This window comes from Martinezella multihospitum (genome assembly GCF_900094585.1).
In the GTDB taxonomy this organism is placed as follows: Bacteria; Pseudomonadota; Alphaproteobacteria; order Rhizobiales; family Rhizobiaceae; genus Rhizobium; species Rhizobium multihospitium.
On the sequence record NZ_FMAG01000001.1, the window covers coordinates 1,419,272 to 1,435,839 of the forward strand.

General features: G+C 58.0%; 16 protein-coding genes. 6 read left to right on the forward strand and 10 right to left on the reverse strand.

Features of this window, described 5'->3' with window-relative positions; genetic code table 11:
• Nucleotide 1: 1 nt before the first annotated feature.
• Together GA0061103_RS06520 and GA0061103_RS06525 are read right to left on the reverse strand one after the other, a co-directional pair.
• Nucleotides 2–313 carry a MocE family 2Fe-2S type ferredoxin gene (locus tag GA0061103_RS06520; RefSeq protein WP_092708772.1) on the reverse strand — a complete coding sequence of 104 codons (312 nt, stop codon included), beginning with the start codon at nt 311–313 and terminating at the stop codon, nt 2–4.
• A gap of 25 nt (nt 314–338) precedes the next feature.
• The gene (locus tag GA0061103_RS06525; RefSeq protein WP_092708253.1) at nt 339–1,424 is read right to left on the reverse strand and encodes a fatty acid desaturase family protein; all 1,086 of its coding nucleotides are present in this window, start codon (nt 1,422–1,424) and stop codon (nt 339–341) included.
• A gap of 150 nt (nt 1,425–1,574) precedes the next feature.
• Between GA0061103_RS06525 and GA0061103_RS06530 the strand changes: the two genes are divergently transcribed.
• Nucleotides 1,575–2,603 carry a LacI family DNA-binding transcriptional regulator gene (locus tag GA0061103_RS06530; RefSeq protein ID WP_092708256.1) on the forward strand — a complete coding sequence of 343 codons (1,029 nt, stop codon included), beginning with the start codon at nt 1,575–1,577 and terminating at the stop codon, nt 2,601–2,603.
• Between the two features lie 161 nt (nt 2,604–2,764).
• Here the strand turns inward: GA0061103_RS06530 and GA0061103_RS06535 are convergent, their stop codons facing one another.
• The 3 genes from GA0061103_RS06535 to GA0061103_RS06545 form a co-directional block, all read right to left on the reverse strand.
• A complete protein-coding gene (locus GA0061103_RS06535) occupies nt 2,765–3,574 on the reverse strand; it encodes a TIM barrel protein (RefSeq protein WP_092708259.1) in 810 nt (269 codons plus the stop codon).
• Between the two features lie 157 nt (nt 3,575–3,731).
• Nucleotides 3,732–4,760 carry a LacI family DNA-binding transcriptional regulator gene (locus GA0061103_RS06540; protein ID WP_092708262.1) on the reverse strand — a complete coding sequence of 343 codons (1,029 nt, stop codon included), beginning with the start codon at nt 4,758–4,760 and terminating at the stop codon, nt 3,732–3,734.
• A 459-nt stretch (nt 4,761–5,219) separates the two neighbouring features.
• Nucleotides 5,220–6,611, reverse strand: coding sequence for an MFS transporter (locus GA0061103_RS06545; protein ID WP_092708265.1), 1,392 nt, complete (start codon nt 6,609–6,611; stop codon nt 5,220–5,222).
• 317 nt (nt 6,612–6,928) lie between these two features.
• Here GA0061103_RS06545 and GA0061103_RS06550 point away from each other — a divergent pair, with 317 nt between their 5' ends.
• Both GA0061103_RS06550 and GA0061103_RS06555 read left to right on the forward strand, forming a co-directional pair.
• Nucleotides 6,929–7,642 carry a GntR family transcriptional regulator gene (locus tag GA0061103_RS06550; RefSeq protein WP_092708268.1) on the forward strand — a complete coding sequence of 238 codons (714 nt, stop codon included), beginning with the start codon at nt 6,929–6,931 and terminating at the stop codon, nt 7,640–7,642.
• A gap of 560 nt (nt 7,643–8,202) precedes the next feature.
• Nucleotides 8,203–8,691, forward strand: coding sequence for an RrF2 family transcriptional regulator (locus GA0061103_RS06555; protein WP_092708271.1), 489 nt, complete (start codon nt 8,203–8,205; stop codon nt 8,689–8,691).
• Here the strand turns inward: GA0061103_RS06555 and GA0061103_RS06560 are convergent.
• The 5 genes from GA0061103_RS06560 to GA0061103_RS06580 form a co-directional block, all read right to left on the reverse strand.
• Nucleotides 8,674–9,696 (reverse strand): mechanosensitive ion channel family protein, encoded by a 1,023-nt coding sequence (locus GA0061103_RS06560; protein ID WP_092708775.1) that lies wholly within the window; start codon nt 9,694–9,696, stop codon nt 8,674–8,676. The two genes, GA0061103_RS06555 and GA0061103_RS06560, sit on opposite strands and share 18 nt — an antisense overlap.
• 72 nt (nt 9,697–9,768) lie before the next feature.
• The gene (locus GA0061103_RS06565; RefSeq protein WP_092708274.1) at nt 9,769–10,185 is read right to left on the reverse strand and encodes a cupin domain-containing protein; all 417 of its coding nucleotides are present in this window, start codon (nt 10,183–10,185) and stop codon (nt 9,769–9,771) included.
• A 63-nt stretch (nt 10,186–10,248) separates the two neighbouring features.
• Nucleotides 10,249–11,001 (reverse strand): SDR family oxidoreductase, encoded by a 753-nt coding sequence (locus tag GA0061103_RS06570; protein WP_092708277.1) that lies wholly within the window; start codon nt 10,999–11,001, stop codon nt 10,249–10,251.
• Between the two features lie 161 nt (nt 11,002–11,162).
• A complete protein-coding gene (locus GA0061103_RS06575) occupies nt 11,163–12,077 on the reverse strand; it encodes an MBL fold metallo-hydrolase (protein ID WP_092708280.1) in 915 nt (304 codons plus the stop codon).
• 132 nt (nt 12,078–12,209) lie between these two features.
• Complete coding sequence (locus tag GA0061103_RS06580) at nt 12,210–12,689, reverse strand: carboxymuconolactone decarboxylase family protein (protein ID WP_092708283.1); 480 nt, start codon at nt 12,687–12,689, stop codon at nt 12,210–12,212.
• A gap of 127 nt (nt 12,690–12,816) precedes the next feature.
• On the opposite strand from GA0061103_RS06580, the gene GA0061103_RS06585 reads away from it, so the two are divergent.
• The 3 genes from GA0061103_RS06585 to GA0061103_RS06595 all read left to right on the forward strand — a co-directional run bounded on the left by GA0061103_RS06585 (nt 12,817) and on the right by GA0061103_RS06595 (nt 16,559).
• Nucleotides 12,817–13,728 (forward strand): LysR family transcriptional regulator, encoded by a 912-nt coding sequence (locus tag GA0061103_RS06585; protein WP_092708286.1) that lies wholly within the window; start codon nt 12,817–12,819, stop codon nt 13,726–13,728.
• A gap of 530 nt (nt 13,729–14,258) precedes the next feature.
• Nucleotides 14,259–15,059, forward strand: a complete 801-nt coding sequence (locus GA0061103_RS06590; protein WP_092708290.1) for a GntR family transcriptional regulator — start codon at nt 14,259–14,261, stop codon at nt 15,057–15,059.
• The gene (locus GA0061103_RS06595; protein ID WP_092708293.1) at nt 15,060–16,559 is read left to right on the forward strand and encodes an ABC transporter substrate-binding protein; all 1,500 of its coding nucleotides are present in this window, start codon (nt 15,060–15,062) and stop codon (nt 16,557–16,559) included. It abuts the gene before it with no gap.
• Nucleotides 16,560–16,568 lie beyond the last annotated feature (9 nt).

Here is a 16,568-nt window from a genome sequence, read left to right on the forward strand (position 1 = left end):
CTCAGAGTTCGATGAAGACGGTGCCATTCTCGACCTTGACCGGATAGGTCTGCAGATTGATGCAGACCGGAGCGCCCTTGGCTTCGCCGGTACGGTAGTCGAAGCGGCCATTATGCTTGGGACATTCGATGATGTTGTCCATGACAAGGCCATCGGCGAGATGGATCTTTTCATGCGTGCACAGGCCGTCCGTCGCGAAGTAGTCGTCCTCGGGGCTGCGATAGATAGCGAAGGTTCGCCCGTCATGATCGAAACGGATGACATCCTCCTCGTTGATTGCATCAGCAGCGCAGACTTCGATCCAGTTGCTCATGTTTTCCTCCCTTGCAATGTCGATGTTATTGTGCGGCGGCCGGCAGTTCGCCATGGAACTCTTCACGATAGGGCCGCGCCGTCGACGGCAGCTCGCGCTTCAGGAAATAGTCCTCGTTGCGCAATTGCCGCAGGAATGCGGGGATCATCTCGCGATAGCCGGACCAGATGGACGGATTGGCGGCCGGCAGATCGTGCTTGATCATCGCGTGCAGCTTCGGCAGCGCATGATAGGGCACCATCGGGAACATGTGATGTTCGACATGGTAGTTCATGTTCCAGTAGATGAAGCGGCTGACCGGGTTCATCATGACGGTGCGGCTGTTCAGGCGATGATCGATAACGTTGTCGGCGAGGCCGCCATGCTGCAGCAGGCCGGTCAGAACGTGATGCCAGGCGCCATAGAGCCGGGGAAGGCCGATCAGCATCAGCGGCAGGATCGAGCCCATGGCGATCGCTGATGCAATGGTGACGAGGTAGATCGCAAGCCAGATACGGGCGATACGGATCGCTTTCGGCTGCTCCATCTCGGGAATGAAGGTCTTTTCCGCAGCGCTGATGAAGCCGGCAGCATTGCGCAGCATGTCGATCAACGCGTACCAGGCATCGAGGATACCGAAGAAATTCAGGACGAGGCGGAGGAGATCCGGTGGCCGCATGACGGCAATCTCCGGATCGCGGCCGACAATGACCGTATCGGTATGGTGGCGAGCATGGCTCCAGCGCCAGGTCACTGGATTGCGCATGATCATGAAGCAGGCGATCTGGTAGACGACATCGTTCATCCAGCGCGTCTTGAAGGCCGTACCATGGCCGCATTCATGCCAGCGGCTGTCGGAGGCCGAGCCGTAGAGCACGCCATAGGCCAGGAAGAAGGGGATGCAGATCCACGATCCCCAGAAGTAGACGCCGAACCCGGCGAAGACCACCATGCTGCCGAGCCAGATGATGGTGTCGCGGATCGCCGGCGCATCCGAGCGCTGCATCAGCGCCTTCATATCCTTGCGTGCAACATCCGTGTGATACCATTCGGCGGCAGCCAGCCCCGTTTCCACCGCCAGCCTGCCGCTTGCGCCGAGCAGATCATAGTCACGCTTGATTATCGTCGTCATCCCTGCCTCCCGCGATGCGCAACAGCGCTTCGCTCTCAATGCTGGAAACGATAGATCGACTTTTCGCTTGCCTCAATGCAGGAATGATGGAATCTATCAAAATCTATCATTATGACAGCGCAGGAATGATAAATTCCATCAGGAGCAACCATGCGTCGCCCCACCATATCGGATCTCGCCAAGGCGTCCGGCGTCAGCGTCGCCACCATCGATCGCGTGCTGAACGGACGCCTTCCGGTTCGTGAACAGACGGCACGGCGCGTCTATGAGGCGGCGCAGGACATCGGCTATCATGCCGTCGGTCTCCTGCGTCAGCGCGTCTTCGAAGACGTACCGCGCTATCAACTGGCATTCCTGTTGCAGAAGCCCACGCAATCATTTTATCAAGCCTTTGCCAAAGAGATCGAAGCGGCTGCGGCGGCAATGACGACAGCGAAGCTGCAGGTTCAAATCGACTATCCAGCTGTCTCGACACCGAGCGCGATCGCGGAGAAAATGCGGGCACTGGCGGCCCGTAATCAGGCCGTGGCCGTCGTCGCCCCTGACTATCCGGCGGTCGAGGCGATCGTCGACGAGCTCAAGGAAAAGGGAATCCCGGTCTTTTCCGTACTTTCCGACTTCGCCGCGGGCATTCGGGAAGGATATCTCGGCCTCGACAACAGAAAGGTCGGGAGATCTGCCGCCTGGACGATCGCGCGCACGGCTCGCAAGCCGGGCAAAGTGGCATGTTTCGTGGGCAGTCACCGCTTTCACGGCCACGAGTTGCGGGAGATGGGTTTTCGCTCCTATTTCCGCGAGAATGCGCCGGAATTCGAAGTCCTGGAAACGCTCATCAATCTCGACGCCGTCGACGTCACGCATGAGGCGACGCTCGATCTTCTGCAGAAACATCCAGACCTTATCGGTCTTTATGTCGCCGGCGGCGGAATGGAGGGGGCGATAGCCGCACTCAGAGAAGAAAACCGCGCAGGCGACGTGACCCTCATCGTCAACGAGCTTGTTCCCGAGAGTAAGGGCGCACTGATGGATGGAACAGTTGCCATGGCCATTTGCACACCACTGCCTCTTTTGTGCCGAGAGCTCATCACACAGATGGTGAGTTCAGTCGAAGGAACCGCGCAAACGACCGCCCGCCAGACCTTTTTCCCGTTCGAGATTTATATCTCCGAGAATATCTGAATGAGGGAGTCCTGACGATGGTAGGGGCCGCGGTCGCTGCGCCACTGGCAATGCGGAAGGGTTAAAACAAGGAGCTCGATCTTATCGACACAAAATTAAGCCGAGCCCGGACGCAGCCAAGCTCGCCAGACTCCTTTCCATTCGCGTCGCCTGTTCGGCGATCACCCGGCCTTCAAGGCCGATTCGATGAAGTCAAATGAGGCTTGGATCGCTTCCCGTGGGTTGGTGAGGTCGTGCACCAAAGGAGAGAAGCACTCGTAGGAAATCGGTCCGACATATCCGGCAGCCTGCAAAGCTTTGATCTGGCTCACATTGTCCAGTCGGTCTGATCTATCCACGAGAACCCGGTGCTCGTCTTCCATCTGGTTCAGCTGCAACGTCGGATCAACGACAGCCGATATGTGGACGATCCCCGTGTGACCGGCGAAGATTGGCCCGCCATCCGCCAGGGCGTGATGGAACGTGTCATGGACGAGTTTATAGCGATGTGCCGCACCGAGTGCGTTGATCGCATCCACGAGCTCAGCCTTGTAACGCAGCGAGGAACGCTGAAACCCAAGCGGCTCGACCAGTGCGACCAGCTCCGCCTCCTCAAGAAGAGGCAAAATGGCGGCAAGGGACGTTTCGAGATTGGCTTTGCGCTCCTGCTCCTCGGTGCCGATCCCCTCGTTTCGCGGGATCAGGCTGATGGTTTCGGCGCCGGCCTCCCTGGCGATTGCAATCAGATCCCGAACCTTTCGCTCGATGTCATCCGACCAGAAATTGAACGGATAGACCTGGGACAAGCCAACGAGCCGCAAACCTCGCTCCCGAACCATTTGACCTGCCTCGGTTGGCGAAAGGCCGTCAAATAGCTGGCGCTTGAGGTCGTTGCGAACCTCCACGCCCTGGCAGCCGAGAGCGACCGATAGGTCGAGGAAATCGGTGTAGCTAAGATTTGGCGCCGTAATCTGATTGAGTGCCCAGAACATGTTTCCTCCCAAAATCCCGATATTGCTGCTCCGACGGAGCGTGCCACGTGGCTCTAGGCAATGCCAAAAGGTTCGGTCGCGCGCAATCGGGCGGGATTTGGATTAGTGCATTGGTGAGGTTTCTCGTACTTTCCGCTTGAGGTGTTTCACCTCATTCTCAGATGGAAGGAGGTAGAAAAAGTTGCGGCTCCAGAAAATGCGCGTCCGGTATTTGAACATGACTCTGGAGTACGCTCCGTGCCATCAGCTCGACGGTGTCCCGGCAAAGCTGTGCCAGAGGCGTGCCGATGACCATTGTCGCATAGCCGTCGGAAAGGGCTGCGCGGCTGACCGAGGTGAGCTCGTTGACGATGAGGGCGACCTCTCCGGGCGCGCGCATTTCCCGCAGCGCCGCTATTGCGCCTTCCATCCCGCCGCCTGCGACGTAAACCCCTCTCAGGTCCGGATGACGCTCAAGCAAGGCGATCGAGGTTTCATGGGTGAGTTTTCTTGTCTCAAGATTGATGACCGGTTCCAAGATATCAAGATCCGGCCGCAATTGGCGCAGGTATGAACGGAATCCGGCTTCCTTCAATTCATGTCCCTGCCAGCGATTACTGCCAAGAAAAATCGCAACTTTTCCGGATTGGCGACTTGCCGTGGCGATCATCCATGCCGCCAGACATCCGGCCTTGTGATTGTCGAGACCGATATAGGTTTGACGCGCGCCGTGGCCGAAATCATTCAGCAAGGCGAAGACAGGAACTCCGTTCCGCCGCAAGCTCTGGGCGGCTTCATTGACGATGCCATGGTTGACCGCAGTGCAAGCTATCGCATCGGTATGCGTGGCAAGTTCCTGCATGATCGCCGCGAAGTCTGCCGGCGACTGAGACGGAGAATATCGAATGGTCACTTCACCGCGAAAATCCTGACGGTCTGCCACCGCGCGGGTCAGCTCTTTGCTGAAAGACTGATAAAACTCCTGCTTTTCTTTTATGAGCAGGAAGCCAAATCTCACTCTTGCAAGCGGTGCGGTCAGCTGCCGATCAATCAGACCGCTGGCGTAATAGGCCAGTTTATGCGCTGCTTCTGCAACCCTGCGGACCGTTTCCTCGCGAACGAAGCCCCTCTTGTGAATGACGCGATCTACAGTCGCCTTGCTTACCTTCGCCTCTTTGGCGATATCCTCAATTCTTGTCCGCCTCATATAATTCCTGATCAGGTCCTGGGGATTGCTGACCTTGCCTTATTCGCCAGATCCAACAGGCTTCGTCATTGACGGGCAATCTAAGCCAAAGTGAAAGGTGCTCCAAGAGGGGTCAACTGCGCCTAGACCTATCAAAATGTTGATAGTCTACTTCAGCCACTGTCGTCTAATGCAACGGTCGAGGTTGTCGTCTGGTGCTAGTCGATCTCGTTTTCCCGGTCGTCCAATCCGTCACGGGAGAAGGGGGCTCCTATGTTTCGGCATGCGCTTCCTGGTTTCTAAATCTGGCAAGCATCGATATCCAGAAAACGCATCATGGCCAGATTGTGCAAAAACTTGAGCGCGCAGCCAGAAAACTGCCACCTCTCCGGGCGCCTAGCTGCGCGCGATCAGATTGAAAGCCGCTCGCGACCAGCTGCGAGATCCGCTGAATTGCGCCGGCAGACTATCTCTGAGAGCTCAATGATCGCGATCCCCCTTGGCAAGTACGAGTTCTGCACCAACGGGCTCGAGCGAGGCTTTTGAGATCTCGAACCGTTCGATCCTGCCGACCAGCACCCAGTAGCTCACAACCGCACCTATGACATGCAGCCCGACATAAAGGAGGGCGCCATGGAAGGAGCCGGTTCCCTCGATAATATAGCCGATTGCGACTGGAGTGATGACTCCGCCGATACTGCCGGCAGCATTGAACAAGCCGCCGGTCAGGCCGATTGCCTCCTTGGGTGCCGTGTCGGCAACGACCGTCCATCCGAGCGCCCCGAAGCCCTTGCCGAAAAAGGCCGCGCACATGATCGCCACGACGATGGCGTTCACATCCGTATAGTTGCACAGGATGATGGTGGCGCTGAGGCCGAGCCCGATGGTGATCGGGATTTTCCTCGCAAGACTGAGGGAGCCGGATTTGCGCAGCAGCCAGTCGGAGAAAAAGCCGGTGGAAACGCCGCCGATGCATCCAAAGATTGCCGGCAGGGATGCCACGAAGCCGGCCTGAAGCATCGAGAAATGTCTTTCCTGAACCAGGTAGCTCGGAAACCAGGAAATGAAGAAGGTCGAAAGCGTCGCGATGCAATATTGGGCAAGGAAAATCCCGAGCAACATGCGATTGGTCAGAATTTGTCGCGCAATCTGTCGGGTGGGAATTTGCGCCTCGCTCGCTTTGGATTTTTCTCCTCCTACATCGGTCAGCGCACCGCCGGCTTTGATATAGGCGATTTCCTCTTTTGTGACCCACGGATGGCGGCTCGGCGCGAAATAGGTTCTCCACCAGACGAGCGCCAAGACCAATCCGATCACCCCCATGACCGAGAAGATATGTTCCCAGCCAAGATAATGGAACAGCGCGCCCATCAGGGGCGTGAAGACTGCGAGGGAAAGATACTGAGCAGAGTTGAAGATTGCGCCGGCGACGCCACGTTCGTCTGATGGAAACCACGCGGCGATGATGCGAGCGGAAGCCGGCGTCACCGGTCCTTCCAGGAGCCCCAGCACAAATCTTAGAACGTAAAGTGCGACTACCGGGTAGGCAAAATATCCGACGCCGCTGACAAGGGTGATCGCGATCGACCATCCGGCCAAAGAAATCAACATGGCAGCCTTTGCGCCTGTCCGATCGACGATATAGCCCGATGGGACCTGTGCAATGAAGTAGCTCCACGAGAATGCGGAAAAGAGCCAGCCCATATTCACGGCATTGATGCCAAGATCTTTTGCAATCCCGGGACCTGCGACGGAAAGGGTTGCTCTATCTCCAGTGCTGACCGCCAAGATCACCGTGATGAGCGCCAGCACGATGAACCGTTGGTAGCCGGCGCGGGGCGTGCCAAGTGGTGCGGAAGCATGTGTCTTCATCTAGGAACCTTTCGGAGCATCGGGGGCTCTCCGGTAGTCGGATGTTTCTTCGGCGGCTGAAGGGCAATCGGGGGGGAGGGCGGCGCCCGAAGCAGGCTTATGACTTGATATCAGCGTCTCAAAGAGCACGGGCTGTCGGCGGCAGAGACTGGCTGTTCAATCCCGCCAGGCGCCGGATCACTTTGCATGGCAGATCCTCCTCAAGGCTCCTCAACCTCTTCTGGCGATTTCGGCTGTCGAATTGCGATGTCGACAAGAATCTGAAATCTGATATACCAGATGTCACGCTATCGAAGTCATGTCAACGAGATTCAAAAATGATCGAAGCAAAGCAGGGTGTGGGTCGCGTGGCGGCCTTTGAGCGAATTGATCCGGCTTTTCAACTTACCGTGCGGGACCATGTCTATCGCGCGATCAGAAGCGCAATCCTGTCAGGCGCCTTTGCTACGGGCGAAAGGCTCAACGAGCGACAGCTGGCAGAGCAGTTCGGCGTCAGCACGACGCCGATCAAGGAGGCACTGCGCCAGATCGAAACGGAAGGCTTGGTCGAAACCTTGCCGCGCCGCGGCATTGCGATCAGGTTCAGCATGCAATGGGCCGAAGAGATGATCCTTGCCCGCGCCGCACTGGAATCGATGATCGCGCGTCTCGCCGCTAAACGCATTGACAAGCCATCGGGAGCCGAGCTTCTTGCCACGGTGGATGTCATGAAAGCGGCGACCAAATCCGGGGATGCCGATCAGCTGATCGCGCTCAACGAGACATTTCACGACCACATCCATCGCAGTTCACGCTGTGGCTATCTCGCGAAGCTCATCGAGCGTCAGCAATTTTACGACGCAAGCATTCGCCGCATCATTCATCTCGATCCGGCGGAGCGGCAGAAGGCCCTGGATGAACACACAAGCATCGCAGATGCGATCGTTGCCGGCGATGCGGACTTGGCCGAGCGCTTGATGCGCAATCACGTTGTCCGCTCGGGCGAGACCTATCTCAGCATCGTCTTTGGAAAGCAAAAGACATCCGAGTAGATCTCGGTACGATTGGGGACTTCCTTGTTGCGCTGGTACTGTGGCGACAACGATCAGCTCGGTGAGCAGTGACTAGGAAGAATGGTATTTTGAGCCGGCCGTGACCAAACCTGCCTGCGGTTTCCGGCCTATGCGAACAGTTTTGGCGTGGGGCGGAATGCGATCAATGTCCAGGTTAAGCAATTGCAAGCGGCCCTCAATCGCCGCAGCAAGCGCCACCTATAGAGACGATCTGCCAAATCTGCTCCTCTACGAGGTGTCTCCTAGCAGTGAGGACACTTGCACATCTGAGGATAACGCCGCACATGCGGTTCTTATGCTTTCAGGTGCGCCATTCTAATTCTCGTCGAGTAGCCGTTTGTAATGCAAGTCGGTCGCAAAGAGCCGATTGTATAGGTCATTTGGTTGCCAGTCGAAGCCTGTGAAGATCGCTTCGCTTTTGCATGCCCAGTATGCGAGAGGCAAATCTGCATCTCGGAATTTGTTTACATGACGATCAAATAAGGATATTCTTTATCCTTGATAGATATATGCCAGCCGCAGGCCTTTGGAATGAATTTATGATTTTGAAAAGCCAAGTCGAATGGGCTCTCCATTGTTGCGCCATTCTTGCAGGTTTGCCTGATGGTCGCTATCTCTCCACCAAAGCGCTCGCCGAATTCCATGGGCTTCCCAAGGAATATCTTTCCAAGGCTCTGCAGAGCCTGTCTCAGGCCGGACTTGTCGACACGACACTCGGCCCCTCCGGCGGTTATAGATTGGCGAAATCGCCCGCGGACCTCACTTTTCTGGAGATCGTGGAGGCCGTCGAGGGGCGGCAGCGAACCTTCGTCTGCACCAATATTCGCGCCAACAATCCCTGCCGCCCGAAGGGTTATTGCGAAAGCAGCCCCTGTGCGGTGGCGCGCATCATGTGGGAGGCCGACGAAGCGTGGCGCGAGAAACTGCGCGGCGTCAAATTGTCCGACCTCGTCGGCATCCTGTCGAAGGAGATCCCGCCGGAACTCTGGAAAAGCTCTTTCGAATGGGCGCTAGAGCGCGCCGGATGATATCGCTCTGAGAGTGGCCTGTTCCTTCTGTTCGCCTATGGGGAGGCAGGCGAAGCTTTGGGTCGGCATCGCCAATGTTATTCCGCTCGTCCTGCAATGTTCGTAGATGAGATCGATGATCTCGTTTTGTGCCGGCATGCGGCTTGCTGCGCTCGCGACACGGAAGAACAGCTCGACCTCGATGGCGATTGCGTCGATCGTCTTGAGCGCGACGACCGGCGGCGGGTTCATGACGATCCTTTCGCAGCCCTGTAGAACGGCAAGCATGACCTCTTCGACGAGCCGCGGCTTGTGAATAGCGGATATTCGTATCGTCAGCGAGATCTGGTGCGATTCATCCGGGCGGCTGCGATTGGTGACGCCCTGTTTCGCCAGCACGCCGTTCGGCAGCACGACGACGTTATGTCCGCTCGAAAGCAGGTTGGTGGAGCGCCAGTTGGTTTCAACGACACGCCCTTCGGTACCGTCGGCGAGCTGGATCCAGTCGCCGATGACGTAGGCGCGACCGAGTGCCAGCGCGATCCCGGAAAAGACATCGGCAAGCGTGTTCTGCAGCGCAAGGCCGATAATGACGACGACGATGCCCGAGGTGGCAATCAGCGGCCCGACCGGTGCGCCGAAGACGAAGCCGATGACGGACAGGGCGACGCCGAGATAGACGATGCCGACGATCAGATCCTGAAGAAGATGTGCCTCCTGCGGCCGGCGGTTGAGGGTGAGATAGATGTGGACAAAGCCGATCATCGTCCAGGCAAGATGCAGCCACCAGAGGATCCTTGCGGACTTGGCAAGCAGGATGCCAGCATCCTGTAGCTCGCCGTCATCGAGGTGATAGGGCGAAATTCCGGCACGCCAGAGCACGAGGCTCATGCAGCAAAAGAACAGGATCTGCACGACGAGGCGCGCGGTGGGGCGACGGCGCCCCTGGATGTGCCAGATGAGAATGCCGGCCAGCCCGAGCAGATTGATCAGGACGAGCGGCAGAAAATGATGTTCGCCAAATATGATAGGGCTCACCGACGATGATTTCCTGAAGTCGGGAAGGGACGGGCGCCTTGGGCACCCGCCCGCATCCAGCTATTTCTTGATCGGGAAGGTCAGTTCCTTCTGGCTGGTGTCGACGACGAAGACGGCCAGGAGCTTTGCCGGCTTGGTCTTGCTGGCATTTGCGCTGACGCCGTGACGATCACCCGGCATCTCGGAGAAGTTTTCGCCGGCCCTGTAGACCTTTACCGGACCGTCATTGACCTGGCTGCGGATTGCCCCTTCCAGAACCGTCGCATAGATGAAGGCCGAACTGGGATGCGTATGACCCGGAGAGAAGCCGCCCGGGCCGTATTCGACCAGAACACCCTTGATGCTCTTGCCAGGGACGTTCGGCAATTCGTGCTCGTAGACAAGGGTGACTTTGGCGTCTTTTTGGTCGGCGGCGAAGGCGGCGCCCGTCGCAGACAAGAGCGCTGTGATGGCAAGAACGAAGACTGGCTTGATCATGTCGAAATTTCCTTTCTCGAGGGTTGGGCGACACGCCGCTTAAGGCGACATGTCGTCATCCGGTCATTTCCGTGCGGAGGTCGCGAACCACTGTTCGAAGGTGATGTGACCGAGGCGGGGATTTTTGTCGGAGACAAGCGAGCCATCTTCCAGCTTCGTCCCGAAATACTGGGCATCAGGGTCGCCCTCGACCTTGCGGGCATCGCCCATGGCCTTCAGGTAGCGGGCTACAAGCTCGTTCATCCGGATACGTTCCGGGCCGGAGATCTCGACTATGCCATTGATGGGCGCTGCGGTCGCGACGGAGGCCATGGCATCTGCGACGTCGTCGGAGGCGATCGGCTGCATATAGCCCACGGGCAGCCGTACTAGGTCCCCGACGGCGCCGGACTGGGCAATGCCGCCGATGAATTCCATGAACTGCGTCGAATGGACGATCGTATAGGGGATGCCGGATTTCCGGATGATTTCTTCCTGGGCGGCCTTGGCGCGCATGTAGCCGCTGTCGGGCAAGCGATCGACGCCGATGATCGAGAGCGCGATATGATGTTTCACGCCGGCGACCTTCGCCGCCGCCGTCAGATTGCGGCCCGCTGTCTCAAAGAATTCGAGCACTGCCTTGTCCTCGAAGGAGGGTGAGTTTGCGAGGTCCATGACGACAGAGGCGCCCGCGAGCGCTTCGGCGAGACCCTCGCCGGTAATCGTATTGACGCCGGTGTTCGGCGCGGCGGCAATGACTTCATGGCCCTGCTTGCGAAGACGGTCGGCCGTCTTTGAACCGATGAGGCCGGTTCCGCCGATGATGACGATTTTCATGAGCTTCTCCAATTCGCGGCCGCGTCATGCGCCGCATTGTTCGTTCGTTTCTGTATGATGGGTTGCGGGTCGGACCGTTTATGATGATGCCTTCATCGGCTCGGCCGAACTGGGCGTTTCCTGACGGCTGCACGCCGACCCGGCACCCGCTCGCTAGGCGTTTAGTAGTCCCAGAACACCGGCACCCAACGGAAGACATCGCCGTCGACTGCCACATGGCCAACCGAGGGGAATGGCATATGGGTGGCCACCAGTAGTCCGCCGGTCTCCGCCAGCTCCCGCAAAAGACGGACGCGCACGCGCGTAGCTTCTTCCGGGTCGTGTTCGAAGCCGTTGTGCCAGTCGGGATGTTCGAAGCCGACCGCGAACACGGCATCGCCGGCAAACATCAGCCGGTCCTTGCCGGAGGCGACGCGGACCACGCTGTGCCCGGGTGTGTGGCCGCCCGTCCGAGAGACGACCACGCCCGGTGCCACCTGGTATTCATCACCGAACAGTTGCAGCTGGTTCTCGTACTCTTTCCTGAACTGCTTGGCGGCAGCGCGAAGCGCGTCCGGGAACCCGGGCGGCATTGATACATGGGAAAAATCGGGCGCCTCCCAGAATTTGATTTCGGCCGCTGCCACATGGATCCGGAGGTCCGGACGCAGCCGCTCCTTCACTCCACCGACGAGCAGCCCGCCAACGTGGTCCATATGCATGTGGGTCAGCACCACGTCGGTGACGGATCCAAGGTCGATGTCGGCGGCCTCCAGCCGCTTGATCAGCTGTCCGGCCCGCGGCAGGTTCAGCTCCGGGTCCAGTCCCAGGCCGGCGTCGATGAGGATGGTCTGCTTGCCGCTGCGCACCACGACCGCGTTCAGCGCCCAGTCGAAAGCATCCGGCGGCAGGAACATGTCGTTCAGCCATGCCGCGCGTTCGGCCGGGTCGGCATTATGTCCCAGCATCTTGGTCGGCAGCGGCAGCACGCCGTCGCTGATCACCAACACCTCGATATCGCCGATCCGCACCGCGTAGCGCGACGGAACCAGCTCGTCAGGGTTTGATTTAGCGGGATGAGAGGTGTCCAGGTCCATGGTTGTCTCCTGTTGATCGAGATCTTGGAACCGATTTGGCCGGCTCCACGGTTGAAACGATTGTCGTGAGATGTCTTGGTCGCGACCGCTTGAACGGCCGCGCATCGTTTGCCGAAGCTTTTGGCGAGAGGCTTAGTTGAGGCCGGCCCTGTCGAGGCCGTAGGCCTTGTCGGCTGACCCCGGCACGGTCTTGAAGGCGATGCTGGCGCGGTTCCAGGCATTGATGACCATGATCGCGAAGGTGAGATCGGAGATTTCCTTCTCGGAAAGCTGGCCGCGCACGCGTTCGTAGAGCTCATCGGGAATGCCGCCTTCATGCAGTTTCGTCACTGCTTCAGTCCAGGCGAGTGCGGCACGTTCGCGGGGTATGAAAAGATTGGATTCCCGCCAGATGGAGATGTGGTAGAGCCGGAGCTCGCTCTCGCCATGGATTTTGGCTTCCTTCACATGCATGTCCAGGCAGAAAGCGCAGCCATTGATCTGCGATGCGCGGATGTGAACGAGATCCTGGATCTTCTGGTCGATAGCACTGTCCTTCAGAGCCATGCTGAGTTCCGAGAGTTTCCTGAAAAGTTCCGGTGATTGCTGGGCATAATTCAAACGCTGGGTCATGGTCGCCTCCGCTATTAAGGATATTTAGTATCCTTGTGGATAAAAGATATCCTTAATAGCTGGACAGTAAAGTCCTTCCAGGCTAAGGTTCGAACATAAGGCCTATGCCGAAAAGTATGGGGTGGGGATGGACATCGTATGCGCATTGCAAACATTCATGCGAGTGGTGGAGACTGGCTCTTTTTCCGCCGCTGCGATTGATCTCAGGCTGACGCAGCCTGCTGTCTCACGCCAGGTTTCGGCACTGGAAGCGTATCTCAACACACGTCTTCTGCATCGCACGACGACCGCGCTGGCGCTGACGGCGGAGGGGGAACAGATCATCCCGATGGCACTCAAGGTCATCGAAGCGGTCGAGGCGCTTAGCGAAACCACATGTCGTGATGGCGGGCGCGTGGCCGGCAAGGTGCGACTGGCTCTGCCGACACCGCTCGGGCTTTACGTCAGCGACCGGCTCGGGATACTGCTCGAACGCCATCGGGGACTTTCCGTCGACTTGCTCTTTCGCGAGGAGCCGTCCGACCTGGTCGAAGAGGGGATCGATCTCGAGGTGCGGCTGGGAATGGTCGCGGACTGCAGTCTGATGTGCCGCAGAATTGGGTGGACGACGGCCTTTCTCGTCGCTGCACCTTCCTATCTACAAGGGCGGGCAGCACCCAAAACACCCGACGACGTCAGTGCTCATGATTGCATCTGTTACAATCGCGTCGGAAACGGCCGGGCATGGTCGTTCTCAAATGGCGCCGAGGACGTTAGCGTGCGTATCGCGCCGCGCCTCGTCGCCAGCAATGCGGTTGCCGTGCACCGTGCCGTGCTGGCTGGCAATGGGATTGCCGTGCTTTCCCACGTTCTTGTCGGGTCCGACATCGAGGAGGGCAGGCTTGTGAACGTCATGCCCGAATTTCCGCCGAGCCGGTTCGCCATCAGCGTCGTCTATCCATCGCGTCGGAACCTGCCATTGCGCATCAGGACGGTTCTCGACTTCCTGATTGAGATAGTCGGTGAGGATCCGCTGATGGCGCCTGTGTCTTCTCATTGATTGCGTCGACGGCGCTCGGATTGTCTGCCAGCTCGATATGCTCTCCTATGGCGATGAGATCGGCATAGGCAGTTGCTTGGAAAGACGGCATTTCCGGCTGCGGGCAAGCATCGTTATCCGATCATGTTTCAACCCTACGGTTACTTCTGGCTTCAGCTGAAGCCCTGATCGAGGTAAGGCTTCCAGCCATCAAAGCACGGCCAGCTTGTCCTTGTTCCTCCATTTGAGAACGGCAGCTCTGGTTGCACGATGACCTTCGTGTCATTCGGCGCCAATCGTTCCTTCGCCATATGATTTTGCCCCTGCGGGCAGGCTCCGTGACTGTTGCTCCGGTTGGGGCCGATATTGGGACGCTCCACCGATTGTTTCCGTTCGCTGCTCGCTTGATCTCAATCCGCATTTCTACTGCGCCGTCTCTTGCAATTTCGAACCCGACAAGCGGCCGGGCGGGCAAAAATTCTCTACAAAAAAGATGAAGAATAGCATATTTGAGACTTCAGTTTTGAAAACTGAGATGTTAGTTTCACAATATGCTCGATCACCAAAGTCCCTTTCTTGCTCAAAGCCCCAGCGATCTCGTTGCGATCGCCGAGGACAGGATTCGCAACGCGATCAAGCTCGGTGAGTTTTCTCCGGGTGAGCGGCTCTCCGAACAGGTTCTTTGCGATACCTATCGGTTCGGGCGCGGGGTCGTTCGATCTGCGCTCAGCCGTCTGGCGCACAAGGGTTTCGTCTCGGCGCAGCCAAGGAGTGGATGGCGGGTTTGCTCCATCACCGCGTTGGGTCTGCGAGAAATTACGCTTGGTCGAACCCGGTTGGAGCCGCTTTTGGTGGATGTCGATCTGTCTGCTGACGATATTGCCCGTCTGGAAACCTTGTGTGACATGCAGGCGGCCTTGCGATTGGGTGGCTCGGCGCACGGATCGCAGCTGTCCCTCATTCGGGAATACGAGCGGCAGATCAGGAGCTTGCTCGCGGCGCGTCTCAAGGCGCCGCTGATTGCCGATTGGCTGGATATCCTGTGGCACAGGGCCGATTATTACCTCAACTTTTTCGAGGCATCCTCCGTCCAGCGTCTCGAAGCGGTCGACTGGACCGATTTCGTTGCGGCGAAGAAGGCGCATCGCAATGGCGATGCGGCAGAGCTGCTCAAGCTCGCTTGTGATGCCTTTGCCGAATTTACCCAGGCAAGTCTGCTGAAGTCGGAGCTTGCTGCGCCCGTGGAGCGCAAGGCCAAGCGTCCTTCGGTATCAAGTCCTTCGATATCAAATGATGAGACCCGCATTTCTCGTCCCGTCCGGGAGCGATCGTTTTTGAAAAAGGATTTTTAGATGCGAGCGATAAGAACTCTTGCGATTGCCGTTTCTGTTGCGGCGATGATGTCCGTTGCGGGCCAAGCCGCCGCAAAAGACAAGGTCGTGATCGACCTTGTGAGCGAGCCGTCGTCGCTCGACCCGCAGAAGCAATGGAATCCGGACAGCTATTTCGTCTATCGCAACATCTTCGACCAGCTGGTCACGCGCGATGACAATGGCAAGATCGTACCTGCGATCGCCACCTCCTGGACATATAAGTCGGATGCTGAAATTGCCTTCACATTGCGCGATGATGCGGTCTTTCACGACGGACAAAAACTGACGCCCGATGACGTGGCTTTCAGCATCAACCGCATCATCGACAAGAAGTTCGCAAGCCCGCAGCTAAGCCAGTTCAACAAGATCCTATCGGCCGCGGTCACTGGCCCACATGAGGTGACCATTCGCACCAATGGACCTTATCCGGTGCTCCTGGCGCAGCTCGTCAAGCTTTCCATCGTGCCGAAGCATGTTGTCGAGGCCGTGGGCGACGATGCCTTCAACCTGTCGCCTGTCGGCTCAGGGCCGTACAAATTCGAAAAGTGGCAGCGCGGTATTGCCGTTTCCCTGGTGCGCAACGATGGCTATTGGGGCAGCAAGGGCTATTTTCAAAGTGCCGAATTCCGCGCTGTGCCGGACGCTGCCACTCGCGTCGCCGATCTGAAGGCCGGAAGTGCTGATCTTGCCGTGACGCTCGATCCGGATCTTGGCGCCCAGCTTCAAGGGGTGGCCGGCACCAAGGTACTGACGGCGGTAACGGAACGCATCGCCTATCTGAAGCTCAATCCGTCCATTCCTCCGTTCGACGATGTCAATTTGCGGCGTGCTGTCGCTTACGCCATCGACAAGCAGTCGATCGTCGACGGTCTGCTCGGCGGCTTTGACAAACCCGTCCCGCAATTGGCTTCGCCGGACTATACGGGTTATGTTTCCGGTATCGAAGGGCTTCCTTTCGATCCGAAACAGGCACATGAGCTCGTCGAAAAGGCCGGCAGCGTCGCGACGCAGCCAATTGCCTTCCTGACGTCGCCCACCTTCGATCAGCGGATCGTGCAGGCAATCGTGCAGCAGCTCAATGATGTCGGCTTCAAGGTCAATGTCGAGACGGTGGATTTCGCCACCTATTTGCAACGGGTCCAGAGCGAGAAAAACAAGCAGCCGGCCATTTCCTTCGGCAGGTGGTCATGTGCCTGCCAGGATGCGGATGGCATATCCTTCCCGCTTCTGCATAGCAGCAGCTCGTTTTCGGCAGTGTCGGACCCGAGCATCGATGCGCTCCTCAACAGTGCGCGCAATACGCTCGACGAGAAGAAGCGGCTTGAAGCCTATAAGGACGTCGCCACGGTCGTTGCGAAGGATGTTCCGATCCTGCCGCTTTATCAGGCAGCCGTTATCTACGGTGCGTCCGACAAGCTCGAATGGAAGCCGACGGCCAATGAGAGCTTCTTCCTCAACAGGGTAAGCTGGCACGACTAGAGCCGTTAT

Coding starts and splice junctions, on each gene's coding strand:
- GA0061103_RS06520 (WP_092708772.1), bottom strand. CDS start 313: ATGAGCAACTGGATCGAAGTCTGCGCTGCTGATGCAATCAACGAGGAG.
- GA0061103_RS06525 (WP_092708253.1), bottom strand. CDS start 1,424: ATGACGACGATAATCAAGCGTGACTATGATCTGCTCGGCGCAAGCGGC.
- GA0061103_RS06530 (WP_092708256.1), top strand. CDS start 1,575: ATGCGTCGCCCCACCATATCGGATCTCGCCAAGGCGTCCGGCGTCAGC.
- GA0061103_RS06535 (WP_092708259.1), bottom strand. CDS start 3,574: ATGTTCTGGGCACTCAATCAGATTACGGCGCCAAATCTTAGCTACACC.
- GA0061103_RS06540 (WP_092708262.1), bottom strand. CDS start 4,760: ATGAGGCGGACAAGAATTGAGGATATCGCCAAAGAGGCGAAGGTAAGC.
- GA0061103_RS06545 (WP_092708265.1), bottom strand. CDS start 6,611: ATGAAGACACATGCTTCCGCACCACTTGGCACGCCCCGCGCCGGCTAC.
- GA0061103_RS06550 (WP_092708268.1), top strand. CDS start 6,929: ATGATCGAAGCAAAGCAGGGTGTGGGTCGCGTGGCGGCCTTTGAGCGA.
- GA0061103_RS06555 (WP_092708271.1), top strand. CDS start 8,203: ATGATTTTGAAAAGCCAAGTCGAATGGGCTCTCCATTGTTGCGCCATT.
- GA0061103_RS06565 (WP_092708274.1), bottom strand. CDS start 10,185: ATGATCAAGCCAGTCTTCGTTCTTGCCATCACAGCGCTCTTGTCTGCG.
- GA0061103_RS06570 (WP_092708277.1), bottom strand. CDS start 11,001: ATGAAAATCGTCATCATCGGCGGAACCGGCCTCATCGGTTCAAAGACG.
- GA0061103_RS06575 (WP_092708280.1), bottom strand. CDS start 12,077: ATGGACCTGGACACCTCTCATCCCGCTAAATCAAACCCTGACGAGCTG.
- GA0061103_RS06580 (WP_092708283.1), bottom strand. CDS start 12,689: ATGACCCAGCGTTTGAATTATGCCCAGCAATCACCGGAACTTTTCAGG.
- GA0061103_RS06585 (WP_092708286.1), top strand. CDS start 12,817: ATGGACATCGTATGCGCATTGCAAACATTCATGCGAGTGGTGGAGACT.
- GA0061103_RS06590 (WP_092708290.1), top strand. CDS start 14,259: ATGCTCGATCACCAAAGTCCCTTTCTTGCTCAAAGCCCCAGCGATCTC.
- GA0061103_RS06595 (WP_092708293.1), top strand. CDS start 15,060: ATGCGAGCGATAAGAACTCTTGCGATTGCCGTTTCTGTTGCGGCGATG.